The organism is Streptococcus suis (assembly GCF_024509555.1).
GTDB lineage: Bacteria > Bacillota > Bacilli > Lactobacillales > Streptococcaceae > Streptococcus > Streptococcus suis_AD.
The window spans coordinates 19,790-33,032 of record NZ_JAMWEL010000002.1 but is presented as its reverse complement, the minus strand read 5'-3'; the positions used below and the strand labels follow the sequence as shown (position 1 = coordinate 33,032).

The 13,243-nt window shown below is 42.2% G+C and carries 10 protein-coding genes and 1 pseudogene; all 11 read left to right on the top strand.

All coding sequences use genetic code 11. From position 1 onward, the window contains the following. Positions 1-11 precede the first annotated feature (11 nt). Positions 12-503 carry a transcriptional regulator NrdR gene (nrdR, locus tag NF418_RS01235; protein ID WP_105107285.1) on the top strand — a complete coding sequence of 164 codons (492 nt, stop codon included), beginning with the start codon at positions 12-14 and terminating at the stop codon, positions 501-503. Continuing rightward, positions 490-1,641 carry a replication initiation/membrane attachment protein gene (locus NF418_RS01230; RefSeq protein ID WP_105109839.1) on the top strand — a complete coding sequence of 384 codons (1,152 nt, stop codon included), beginning with the start codon at positions 490-492 and terminating at the stop codon, positions 1,639-1,641. Before nrdR ends, NF418_RS01230 begins: the two co-directional genes overlap by 14 nt. Further along, on the top strand, positions 1,641-2,540 hold the full coding sequence (gene dnaI / locus NF418_RS01225; protein WP_256778081.1) for a primosomal protein DnaI: 900 nt from the start codon (positions 1,641-1,643) through the stop codon (positions 2,538-2,540). Before NF418_RS01230 ends, dnaI begins: the two co-directional genes overlap by 1 nt. Next, positions 2,537-3,250, top strand: a pseudogene (locus NF418_RS01220) (NADPH-dependent oxidoreductase). The gene dnaI and the pseudogene NF418_RS01220 overlap by 4 nt, the downstream one beginning before the upstream one ends. A gap of 17 nt (positions 3,251-3,267) precedes the next feature. Next, positions 3,268-4,578 (top strand): ribosome biogenesis GTPase Der, encoded by a 1,311-nt coding sequence (gene der / locus NF418_RS01215; RefSeq protein WP_044684118.1) that lies wholly within the window; start codon positions 3,268-3,270, stop codon positions 4,576-4,578. 557 nt (positions 4,579-5,135) lie between these two features. Continuing rightward, the gene (locus NF418_RS01210) at positions 5,136-5,456 is read left to right on the top strand and encodes a hypothetical protein (protein WP_256778080.1); all 321 of its coding nucleotides are present in this window, start codon (positions 5,136-5,138) and stop codon (positions 5,454-5,456) included. Positions 5,457-5,562: 106 nt separating this feature from the next. Beyond that, the gene (locus NF418_RS01205) at positions 5,563-8,655 is read left to right on the top strand and encodes an SNF2-related protein (protein WP_256778079.1); all 3,093 of its coding nucleotides are present in this window, start codon (positions 5,563-5,565) and stop codon (positions 8,653-8,655) included. 79 nt (positions 8,656-8,734) lie between these two features. Beyond that, entirely contained in the window at positions 8,735-9,394 is a 660-nt protein-coding gene (locus NF418_RS01200) for a hypothetical protein (RefSeq protein ID WP_256778078.1), read from the top strand. Next, the gene (gene murC, locus NF418_RS01195; protein ID WP_256778077.1) at positions 9,387-10,718 is read left to right on the top strand and encodes a UDP-N-acetylmuramate--L-alanine ligase; all 1,332 of its coding nucleotides are present in this window, start codon (positions 9,387-9,389) and stop codon (positions 10,716-10,718) included. The genes NF418_RS01200 and murC overlap by 8 nt, the downstream gene beginning before the upstream one ends. Before the next feature lie 55 nt (positions 10,719-10,773). Continuing rightward, the gene (locus NF418_RS01190) at positions 10,774-11,256 is read left to right on the top strand and encodes a GNAT family N-acetyltransferase (RefSeq protein WP_256778076.1); all 483 of its coding nucleotides are present in this window, start codon (positions 10,774-10,776) and stop codon (positions 11,254-11,256) included. Between the two features lie 137 nt (positions 11,257-11,393). Next, entirely contained in the window at positions 11,394-13,181 is a 1,788-nt protein-coding gene (gene mltG / locus NF418_RS01185; RefSeq protein WP_256778075.1) for an endolytic transglycosylase MltG, read from the top strand. The last annotated feature ends 62 nt before the right edge of the window (positions 13,182-13,243 follow it).

Here is a 13,243-nt window from a genome sequence, read left to right as displayed (position 1 = left end):
GGAGAAAGAGTATGCGTTGTCCAAAATGTCAGAGTTTGAAATCAAGTGTCATTGATAGTCGTCAGGCTGAAGATGGCAATACCATTCGTCGTCGCCGTTCCTGTGATCAATGTGGTCAGCGTTTTACTACCTATGAACGGATTGAAGAGAAGACCCTTGTGGTTGTCAAAAAAGACGGAACGCGAGAGCAGTTTTCACGGGAGAAAATCTTCAATGGGATTATTCGATCTGCTCAAAAACGTCCTGTTTCGACTGATGATATCGATGAAGTAGTCAATCGGATTGAGCAAAAAGTTCGGGCTCAAGGGGAGAGTGAAATCGAGTCGGATGTTATTGGGAATCTGGTCATGGAAGAATTGGTCGAATTAGATGAAATCACCTATGTGCGTTTTGCATCTGTTTACCGTTCCTTCAAGGATGTGGAAGAATTGGAAAATCTCCTCAAACAAATGATTTCCAAGGGTAGTAAGGTAAAAACGGGATCAAAAGATGAAGCCAAATGATCTGTTTGCCTATATAAAAACCAGTCCATTTACCCCCGATATTGTCAGTCTTAGCCAATGTTACCAGCCCATTATTGGATTTGATGCCTTGGCACTTTATTATTTTTTCTATAGTTTTGCCGATCAGGGCCAAGGTCGTTATAAATGGGCTAGCGTACTTAACCACATGGATTTTGGGATGAATCGCTTAGAGACAGCTATGGATGTCTTGACGGCCATGGGGCTCCTGCAACTGTACCGTGCAGAAGAGTTGACTGGTCTGGCTTTGCAGGCACCTTTGACTGTGAAAAGTTTTTTAGACAAGCCCTTGTATAAAAACATTCTTGCTAGAAAAATTGGTGAAACGAGTGTAGAAAATCTGTTTGTCCACCAACCAAATCGGGAACAAAATATTTCCAAAACCTTTTCTCAGGTCTTTACAATGGATGGGCAGGCTCCAGTTGTTTTTGAACCGAAACATGATTTTGACTGGTCTGCCTTCAAGGCCTTGATGGCCAAGGACAAGCTTCTTTTTCAGGATGAAGCTGAGGATATTATTGGGCTTAGTTACATAGCAGAGCAGGCAGGCTGGACCTGGTTGGAAACCTATCGGCAGGCTAAAGCAACAGCTATTGGACAGACGATCTCGACTAAACGTTTGCAGCAGTCACGCCAGTCATTGCCAACAGAAAACGCCAGTCTCACTGCCCAAGAGCAAGCTATTGTTCGTGAAGCGAAATCAAAATCCAGTCTAACCTTCCTGTCCTTTATCAAGGAGCAACGGAAGGCAGCTGTGACCGCAACAGAACGAAAATGCTTGACGGATTTGGCCAATTTGGGTCTTCTTGACGAGGTTATCAATGTCTTGGTCCTCTATACCTTTAACAAGGTGGACTCAGCCAATCTGAATGAAAAATACGCTATGAAGCTGGGCAATGATTTTTCCTACAAGGGAATTGGCAGTGCAGAGGCAGCTGTTGTCTATCTCAGGGATTTGAAAGCTGGTCAACCACAAAGTAAACCCAAGCCTGAAACCAAAACCAATGTGCCTGACTGGAGTAAGGAAGAGGTTCAGCAAGAACAAACGCAGGAAGGTCAAGCCAAGCTGGCAGCCCTTTATCGTGAATTAGAAGAAATGGAAAACAAAGGAGGTAGCTGATGAAATCAGTACAAGACAGGTTGTCGCAGGCAACCAATCCAAGTCCAAAATCTTATCAGCAACTCTATCAGGAGATAGTGAGTGATCCTGAAGTCGCTGCTTTTATCAAAAAAGAAGGTTTGACCCAGCAGGAAATCACCCTCTCCATTTCTAAGTTTTTGGAATATATCAGTCAGCGGGACCTCTTTATCAAACAGGATGAATCCTATATTGCTAAGGGATATCAACCAGTTTTGGTCATGAATGAGGGCTATGCGGATGTTTCCTATCTTGAGACAGAAGAATTGGTCGAATACCGTCGTTTGGAAGCTATCAAGAACCGTATCCAGCTTATCAATATGCCGGCAAGTTTGAAAAATGTAACTGTGGCGGATATTGATAAGAGCGATGAAAATCGTGTGGAAGTCATGCTGGCTATTGCAGATTTTGTCAAACGATTTGAGGAAAAACCAAAAGGGCTTTACATCTATGGTAATTTCGGTATTGGAAAAAGTTATTTAATGGCTTATTTAGCCAATCTCTTGTCCAAGACTCATCTTCAATCAACCACCATGCTCCACTATCCAACCTTTGTTGTCGATATAAAAAATGCCATCAAAGATGGTTCTGTCAAGGAGCGAATTGATGAAATCAAGATGGCTCAGGTCTTGGTGCTAGATGACATAGGAGCGGAGCAACATAGTCCTTGGGTACGTGACGATGTGCTGCAGGTCATTCTTCAATACCGCATGCAGGAAAATCTGCCGACCTTCTTTACCTCCAATTTCTCCTTTGATGATTTGGAGCGTCATTTCGCCTCTGGTAAGTCTGGTGATGAGACCTGGCAGGCCAAACGGGTAATGGAGCGGATTCGCTATCTGGCTCGCGATTTGCATTTGAAAGGAAAGAATCGCCGATGAATGAAACCATTGATTTGATGCTGAATCATACTTCTGTCCGTCGTTTTACGGAAGAGCCCATTGAGTCGGAACATTTGCAAGCTATTATTTCAGCTGGGTGAGCTGCGTCTAGCTGGAAGAATTTCCAGTCTTATTCTATTATTGTGGTGCAGTCGGAGGAGAAAAAACAGGCTCTCTACGATTTGGTACCTCAGCCAGCTATCTTGCAGGCCCAGGCCATTTTGGTTTTTGTGGGCGACCATAATCGTGCCAGCAAGGCAGCTCAACTACACGGGTCAGACTTTGATGCCAAGGGGACGGAGAACCTCTTGATTTCCTCAGTTGATGCGAGCCTGGCAGGGCAAAATGCCCTCTTGGCAGCAGAAAGCCTGGGTTATGGTGGGGTCTTCATCGGTATGATTCGCCATAAGGCCTTGGCAATAGCAGAGCTGTTCAATTTGCCAGATTATACCTATCCAATTTTCTGCATTGCCCTGGGTCGACCAGCCCAAAACCATCCTGTTAAACCACGTTTGGCAAGTGAAGCTATTGTCTTCCAGGAAGAATATGTGGAGCAAGGCGTGGAAGTCATCCAAGCCTACGACCAAGTCCAGACAGACTATGCAGGTGCTCGTCAGACAGAAACCTGGTCGGAGCGTTTGATTGCCCAGTTCGGACAGGCAGAGCAACCTGAAACGAGAGCAATTTTAGAAAAAAATAAACTATTGTAAGTAGAAGAGGAGGAGCTATGGCTCTACCAACTATCGCCATCGTTGGTCGTCCCAACGTTGGAAAATCAACACTTTTTAACCGTATCGCTGGTGAACGCATTTCTATCGTAGAAGACGTGGAAGGTGTGACCCGCGACCGTATTTATGCTACTGGTGAGTGGCTCAATCGCAAGTTTTCCCTAATTGATACAGGTGGTATCGATGATGTGGATGCTCCTTTCATGGAGCAAATCAAGCATCAGGCTGAGATTGCCATGGATGAAGCGGATGTTATCGTCTTTGTCGTATCAGGCAAGGAAGGTGTGACCGATGCGGATGAGTACGTATCGCGTATCTTATACAAGACCAACAAACCAGTTATTTTGGTTGTCAATAAAGTCGATAACCCAGAAATGCGTAATGACATCTACGATTTCTATTCACTCGGTCTTGGTGATCCTTATCCAGTATCTTCTGTACATGGTATCGGAACAGGGGATGTCCTGGATGCTATCATTGAAAATCTTCCGGTCCAAGAAGCAGAAGAAAATCCAGACATTATCAAGTTCAGCTTGATTGGTCGTCCCAACGTTGGTAAATCCAGTTTGATTAACGCTATTTTGGGTGAAGAGCGCGTGATTGCTTCGCCTGTTGCTGGAACGACCCGTGATGCTATTGATACGCATTTTACAGACCCAGAAGGTCAGGAGTTTACCATGATTGACACCGCAGGGATGCGCAAGTCTGGTAAGGTCTATGAAAATACGGAGAAATACTCTGTCATGCGTGCCATGCGTGCCATTGAACGCTCGGATGTTATACTCATGGTCATCAATGCAGAAGAAGGCATTCGTGAGTACGATAAACGCATCGCAGGATTTGCCCATGAAGCTGGTAAGGGAATGATTATCGTAGTCAACAAGTGGGACACGCTTGAAAAAGACAACCACACAATGAAGCAGTGGGAAGATGATATTCGTGACCAGTTCCAATACTTGTCTTACGCACCGATTATCTTTGTATCAGCCTTGACCAAGCAACGCTTGCATAAGTTGCCTGAGATGATTAAGGCCATTAGCGAAAGTCAGAATACCCGTATTCCGTCGGCTGTGCTCAACGATGTCATCATGGATGCCATTGCCATCAACCCGACACCGACTGACAAGGGCAAACGCTTGAAAATTTTCTATGCGACTCAGGTTGCGACCAAGCCACCGACCTTTGTGGTCTTTGTTAACGAAGAAGAGCTCATGCACTTCTCCTATATGCGTTTCTTGGAAAATCAAATCCGCAAGGCCTTTGTATTTGAAGGGACACCGATTCATCTGATTGCACGGAAACGGAAATAAGGCTGGGCAAAAAGTCCAGCCACGCTTCTCAGAGTTCGGGTCAACATCTCAGCGCAGTGGTTGATTGGCAGATTTGTTCGTGTTTTACACTCCCAATCTGACCTAATCAACTGTGCGGGGGTGGGAATACGAACTCTTTTAACAATTTGCGAGTTCTGTCCCACTCCCTCTTTGCAATTATTCGTAAATATGCTAGAATGGGCTTGGAGGTGTTGGTATGGTAGCGTTTCCGATTTGGCGTTCTTTTTTGATATTGCTTTCTTTTTCATCATTTTTTCTTGTATTTTATGAAGATAGTCAGTATAAACCTTTTGGCTTTCGTTATTGGCTGGGGCTGGTGGCTTGCATCTGGCTCAATTTTGTGACTTTGGTATCCTATTTTATCGCTTTTACAGGTGGTTCGATTATGGTCTATCATCGATTTGAACAGCCTACGGTTTTGCTTTTCATCTTCTTTTTGTTATGTGCAATTGGCCTAAGCTTCCTATCTCTACATGCGATTAAAACCCTCGTCCGACGAACCAGGTATTACAGTCAGCTGAGAAAGGAAGTCTAGTATGGAGTTTTTAGGTGAACTAGTATTTGAATTTTTGACGGGTTTGGCAGATTTTGATGAAAGAAAGTATGCTCCTTTTGGCCTTCGCTACTGGCTGGGCTGGTTGGGGCTTCTAATCAACCTCTTGATGCTTGGTCTGCTTACTTTTGTACCCACAGTATTCCTTCTGATGTTTCTGGATGGAAAGGGCTGGGTTAACCTCATTTTAGCAATCCTTTTCATACCAATTCTCCTATTTTGGCTCTTAAAAACACTTGGTTTTGTGAAGAAAATGTGGTTAGTGACAAAATATTATAAAATGATTTCTAGGAACATCAGTTGATTGACTGGTGTTTTTTTGATGCCTAGGCAAGGAATTATCTCTTGAAATATGCTATAATGAAAAGATAATATTTTAGAGATTGTGCTAGGTCAAAAGAGGTATTGCTATGGGTCGCATGATGCCGGGGCGGGTTCGCCAAGAAGGAATTGATTTGTATGAGGCTGGGAAACTGACTGTTCTTCAGAGCGAGAATGGGAAGTTGGAGCTGGATATTGCTGGAGAACGTTTTGTTTACAGCGATGAGGACAGTGATTTGCAGTGTAGTTGTCACTTGTTTCAAAGCAAGGGCTACTGTCAGCATTTGGCAGCCACGGAGTATTATTTAAAAAATGATGGTGCTGGTAAAAATCTGGAGCAGGAGCGGAAAGAAGAGGGAAATCAACACAAGGAAACGGTCCGGAGGACCTATTTTGGTGGCCTCTTTTTAGATGAGATTTTGCGTCCCAAGCCAGAAATGGGCATAAAGTATCGCCTCTCTGTTGAGGGGAGCTTGTTGCCTTATGATCGTCAGATAGACTGGACCTTGAAAATTAGCCGTTTACCAGACACGCGCGCCTATATTGTAAGGGACATTGGTGCTTTTTTGCGCTTGCTCAAGACCAATGGGCATTACCAAATCGGGAAAAATTACTATGAGCAGCTAGCCTATGAAAACTTTGATGAAGCCAGTCAGGCTCTTTTAGATTTCCTTTGGACTTTAATTCCGGAGAAGGTAGGTTTAGACTCGGATATTCTCATCCATTTTGGTCGTCACTTTCGATTGCCTCAAGCCTATTTTGAAGAAGGTCTTGACTTGTTGAACCAGCTGGATGAGTTTGTCTTTACCTATGAACAGCGTTCCTATTCGTCCTTGATGGTACTGCCTTTGACAGAGGAAACTGGACTTTATCTCTTTGATGTGACAGTCCATACGCATATGATTGAAATGGTTATTCATGAAAAAGTTGTTCGTCCTCTACTTCAAGGTCGTTATCTCTTGCTCGATGGGGTTATTTATAGTGTCAATCGGATGCAGCAACAGCTGATTGGTCAGATTTCTAATTTAGTGCCTACTGAGTCTGGTTTGAGAAAAGTCCAGGTCGATTTTCAAGACCAGGACCGCTTGGCTTTGAGTTTACTAGATTTGCAGACGATTGGAAGGGTCAAGGCACCCAAACGCTTTAAAATTCATGATTTTACTCCACATTTCCATATCGATATGGAGGAAAATGGAAGTCTGTCCTTGCAGTTGGTTTTAGATTTTGATGGTCGCTTGGTCAGAAGTGAGGAAGAGCTGAGCCTCCTTCCATTTGCCAGTCATTTTCAGCACCTAGAAGCTGTCTTTCAGGCAATCAGTTTGGCTGGTTTTCGGGGCAAATACCTGGCCCAAAGACCTGCCCTTAGCCAGCAGGAAGTTTATCCTTTTTTCCGCCAGCAGTTACCACTTTTAGAGAGAATGGGGCAGGTCCGTTTATCAGAAAACCTTCAATCTCTCTTGGTTGAATCTAAACCACAGCTGGAAATTGTTCGAAATGGCTCGCTTTTGGATATTTCATTCGATTTATCTGGAATTGATCAGTCTGAAATAGATCAGGCACTGGAAGCCTTGCTCAATCAAGAGGACCATTACATCAGCCCGACCGGGAAAGTCCTTGTTTTTGATGAGGAAACCCGGAAAATCAGTCAGACCTTGCTTCAACTAAGAGCCAAGCATGGCAAGGGAGGACAGGTGCAGGTTCATGCTTTGGCAGGTTACCAATTAGCCCAGTCGCTTTCTAGCTATGATCAAGTTCGTTTTTCTAAGGATTTTCAAGAAATGGCTGGCTACCTTGCCAAGCCTGACAGTTTTCCCTTGCCTGTTTTGGATGTGAAAACTGAATTGAGAGATTACCAGCAGACTGGTATCAAATGGTTGTCTATGCTGGATCATTATGGTTTTGGAGGTATTTTGGCGGATGATATGGGACTGGGAAAGACTCTGCAAACCATCGCCTTTCTATCCAGTCGGATGACCGAGGATAGCCGGGTCTTGATTTTGGCTCCCTCAAGTTTGATTTACAACTGGTCAGATGAATGCCAGCGCTTTGCTCCGGATTTAGACGTAAGGGTTGTTCACGGAAGTAAGGAGCAGCGAGTAGACTTGATTGGTCAGGGGCATCAAATTTTGGTAACATCCTACCCATCCTTTAGGCAGGATATTGATCTCTACAAACAAGAAAAGTTTGATTACCTGATTTTAGATGAGGCTCAGGTCATGAAAAATGCCCAATCTAAAATCGCTCAGCTACTGAGAGAATTTGAGGTTGGGAATTGTTTCGCTCTTTCAGGTACACCGATTGAAAATCATTTGACGGAATTGTGGTCTATTTTCCAAATTGTACTTCCAGGTTTATTGCCTAATAAACAGGCCTTTAGCAAGTTAAGTACTAAAGAGATTGCTCGAACCATCCAACCCTTTGTCCTCAGACGACATAAGGAAGATGTTCTGCAGGAGTTGCCTGATTTGACAGAAGTCAATGTACTCAATGAATTGACTGATGAGCAGAAAACTATCTATCTGGCCCAACTCCAACAAATGCAGTCTAAAATTGCCGGTGCTGATGATGCCCAAATCAACCGAAGCAAGATTGAAATTCTATCAGGGATTACGCGATTACGCCAAATTTGTGACACACCTAGTCTCTTCATGGATGATTTCAGGGGAGAAAGTGGTAAGCTCAATAGTCTGAAAGAACTGCTTCTGCAACTGAAAGAAGGAGAGCATAGGGTCCTGATTTTCTCCCAATTTAGACAGATGCTGGAGCAGATTGAAGAGCAATTAAAAGAAATTGGTTTAACTTCTTATACCTTGACAGGCTCCACCCCTGCTAATCAACGCCAGGAAATGACCCAGGCCTTCAATGCGGGTAGCCGGGATGCCTTTCTCATTTCCTTGAAAGCAGGAGGGGTTGGTCTGAACTTGACCGGTGCGGATACAGTTATCCTTGTTGACCTCTGGTGGAACCCGGCTGTGGAAGCCCAGGCTATTAGTCGTGCCCACCGAATGGGACAGACTGAAAAAGTAGAATGCTACCGTCTGATTACCAGAGGAACCATTGAAGAAAAAATCCAAGCCCTCCAGGAAAATAAGAAAAATCTAGTCAAAACGGTTCTTGACGGAAATGAAAGTCGTACAAACTTGACGGTTGAGGATATTCGTGCTATTTTGGGGATAGAGTAAATCTAAATAAACTGTAAACGTATTGCATTAGGCAAAGACGGACCAAATATGGTATAATAAGGATTCGAAAGGATAACTTATGATGAGACAAGAGAAGAGATTTCCGCTAGTCGCAGATGATGAAGTATTAGTTGGTGACAACCCCAAGATGAATTTGTATGATGAGCAGGACTTGATTAGCAATATCAAGGGGACTTATCATGAAAAAGATTTTAGTTTGACTCTTGACAACAAGCGGGACACAAGTGACGGTCAGGTTCGAAAAACAATAGAGAGAGTGTTGCCAAATCAAGAAAAAAGTCTATCTCGTCATTCCCGCAAAGAAAGATTGCAACAATTTAAAAATTTGAGCCCTTCTAGCAAAAAAACGCAGGGGCAACTAGCTCGAGAGCGTGCTAGGGAGGATTTGAAGAAAAAGAAATCCGCAACTTATCTGAAGGAAGAGAAACTTGGTCAATCAAAAGTTACTCTCACTAAGACAAGTGAAAAAGGAAAGGTGGGGCAATTAAGTCGCTTGGCGGATAAATTGCGTCAGACGGACTATATTTTGGCTGATCTCCCCGCTGTGTATTCCTTGAAGAAAGAAGATCGAGAGCAAGGGAAGACCATTCGCAAGAATTCCTATGACTTTTTGAAGAAGAGTCAGGTTTATAATTATCCTGAGAGGCAACAAAAACAGGAACGTCGCATTGCCCAAGAATTAAATCTAACAGAAATAGAAGAGAGAACAAATGACTAAACGCTATCATTTTATTGGAATTAAGGGGTCAGGAATGAGTGCCCTAGCCCTTATGCTACATCAGATGGGACATCAAGTCCAAGGTAGTGATGTTGATAAGTATTATTTTACCCAGCGAGGACTTGAACAGGCTGGTATTTCGATCTTGCCGTTCGATGAGAACAATATCACAGCTGATGTTGAACTGATTGCAGGGAATGCTTTCCGTCCGGATAATAACATTGAAATTGCTTATGCGGACGCCCAAGGGTTTACCTATAAACGCTATCATGAATTTTTAGGTGAATTTATGAAAGGATTTACCAGCCTTGGTGTAGCTGGTGCTCATGGAAAGACTTCAACGACAGGTCTTTTGGCACATGTTATGCGCAATATTACCGATACCTCATTCTTGATTGGTGACGGGACTGGTCGTGGTTCAGCCAATGCTCAGTATTTTGTCTTTGAGTCGGATGAATATGAGCGTCATTTTGCTCCTTACTATCCAGAATATAGTATCATTACAAATATTGATTTTGACCATCCTGATTATTTCACCAGTTTAGAGGATGTCTTCAATGCTTTTGACGATTATGCAAAACAAGTCAAAAAAGGCCTCTTTGTCTATGGTGAAGATGAGCAATTGCGTCGCATTACTGCCGAAGCGCCTATATATTATTACGGTACCGGAGAAAACAATGACTTTGTAGCCTATGATTTGCAACCTTCAACAAATGGTTCGCAATTTAAAGTGCGCCACAAGGAAGAGTACCTGGGGGAATTTCAAATTCCAACCTTTGGCAAACATAATGTAATGAATGCGACGGCTGTCATTGCTAACCTCTATATTGCTGGTTTTGATTTGGATTTGGTTGCGGAACATTTGAAGACATTTGCAGGTGTGAAACGCCGCTTTACTGAGAAAATTGTAAACGACGCGATTATTATTGATGACTTTGCCCATCATCCAACAGAAATTATTGCAACAATAGATGCAGCTCGTCAGAAATATCCTAGTAAGGAACTAGTTGCCATCTTCCAACCCCATACCTTTACCCGTACTATTGCACTCTTAGATGAGTTTGCTACTGCCTTAAATGGAGCGGATGCTGTATATTTAGCACAAATTTATGGATCGGCTCGTGAGACAGATAATGGACAGGTTAAGATAGAAGATTTAGCGGCAAAAATCAATAAAAAAGGTGGTTTAATTACAGTTGAAAACACTTCACCACTGTTAGACCACGACAATGCAGTCTATGTTTTCATGGGAGCTGGAGATATTCAGTCTTATGAATATTCATTTGAAAGATTGCTGTCAAATTTGACAAATAATGTACAATAATATAGAAAAACGGAGGCCCAAGGCCCCTGTTTTTCCGCTATATAAGGGAGAAAATATGGAAATACGTTTTGCCCAACCAAAGGATTTAGAAGAGATTAGTAGACTAGAACAGGCTAATTTTTCCAAGGAAGAACAAATTTCTGAGGATGTTCTAAAGACTTATGTAAATGTTTTTAAGGGAACTAGTTTAGTAATGGAGGAAGGAGATGAAGTTGTGGGGGTTGTCCTAGCCTGTCCCTCAATCTTGCCAACTGTTACGGATGACATTTTTTTCGTAAAGAATGAATGTCAGAAAGAGGCTGACTATTTAGCTATTGCTAGTTTATCTGTAGCAGAAGCTTACAAGGGTCAAGGGATTGGTACATTGCTATTGGCTGCCTTAAAAGAAGTAGCTACTTATCAAGGAAGAAAAGGAATTGCCCTAACTTGTAAAGAATATTTGGTCAACTATTATGAAGCTAATCAATTTGAAGATATGGGGCATTCTCAATCTCAGTTTGGCAATCAAACTTGGGTTGATATGCTCTGGTTAGCCTAATTTCTATAATAGAATGAGAAAATTAAAATAGTGTTTGATTGGCGGAATCTTAAAAGAATAAGTAAAATAAGGAAGTTCTTGCATTTATTATTTCTTTGAGATATAATGTATAGTAACTGTGTGAAAGGAGCTTGAGTGTGAGCAAAGATACGAATGAAAATAGCACGCAGCCTTCGAGTTTTCGTGATCAAATCCTTCGTGATTTAGAAGAACTGAAAGTAAAACGACTAGCGGAGCAGTCCGACGATGTTGAGTTGGATGCTAGAAATGAAGTAATCGAGGAGCTACAACCTGTTAAGGATGAGCGAGAGGTTGTGAAGATTGATGAGATGGCTTTTCCTCGTTCATATGTACAAGAAAGTGGACAGGAAACAGAAGAAGTTAAAGTTCATTTTGAAAGTACAGCCCCCCCACTTGCAGAAGAAAAGTTAGCAGATAGCAATATGATTGTAGGTCAAACCTACACTCAAGAAACGGTTGAACGTAATATTGCAGCTTTAAGAAATATTATCTCAGAAAATCAATTGGATCTACCTTCTGAAGAGTTAGCCATACCTACACCTCAAGCAAGTACAGAGGTTTCGGAAACCAATCCTTTAGAAGATACCTTCCTTGAATTTCCTAAGGAAGATGTCTCAGCTGTTACTGGGGATACTGAGATTATTTCACTATCTGAAACAGTGACAGTTGCTTCAGCAGCTTCAACGGCTCAAGAAGTGGCGAAGAAGGAAACTGAACAACCAGTTGCTAAACAGAGAAGTCGAAGTGCAAGCCAAAAAATTAATAAGCAAAAGAGACAGAAACGAGACAAGACTGCGAAACGAATTGTTTCGGTAATCATGTCTCTACTTATTATTGTTATGCTTGTTACTGGGATTGCAGGTTTCTTCTGGGTTAAATCCAATCTGGAACCAGTCAATGCCAAAGCAACAGAAGTGGTTCAATTGGAAATTCCATCTGGCTCAACGACCTCGGATATTGGTAGAATTCTAGCAGAAAACGAGCTAATCAAGAATGCTACGGTCTTTAGCTACTATGCTAAATTAAAGAGCTACAACAATTTCCAAAGTGGCTTCTACAACCTGAAACAGAGCATGTCTGTTGATGAAATTGCTAAAGCCTTGCAGGAAAGTGGTACACCAGCACCAGAAACAGAGCCTCTTGGAAAAATCTTGATTGTTGAAGGCTATACCTTGAAGCAGATTTCAACAGCAATTACTCAAAATTATCAAGAGGATGGAGCTACAACGCCGTTTTCATCTGAAGAATTTATGAGTCTTGTTACAAACGCTGATTTCATTAACCGTATGGTTGCTGCTTATCCAAAATTGTTTGCAAGTCTACCGACACCGGATAGTGGAGTAGTCTATCAGCTTGAGGGTTACTTGTTCCCGGCAGTCTATGATTATACTGAGGAAACAACGTTAGAAGGACTTGTTGAGCAAATGATTGCAGCAATGGATGCTCGTTTGCAACCTTATTATGAAACTATTGCTGCGAAAAACTTGACAGTAAATGAAGTATTGACACTCGCTTCTTTAGTTGAAAAAGAAGGTTCGACTGATGAGGATCGTCGCAATATTGCAAGTGTCTTCTTCAACCGTATCAATGCTGGTATGCCGTTACAATCAAACATTGCAATTCTATACGCTCAAGGTAAATTGGGTGAAAAGACTACACTAGCAGAAGATGCTGGAATTGATACCAATATTGAGTCGCCGTACAACATCTATTGGAAGACAGGTTTGATGCCTGGTCCAGTTGACAGCCCAAGTGTATCTGCAATTGATGCAGTTGTGAATGCAAGTACAACAGATTATTTATACTTTGTTGCTGACGTAACAACCGGAACAGTTTACTTCGCTAAAACAATTGAAGAACATGACCAAAACGTTGCAAAATATGTTAATGCACACTTAGAATAAATTAGAACTTTTTTCAAAATTATGTGGTTTTCCACATAATTTTGTTTTCATAAACATAAAAT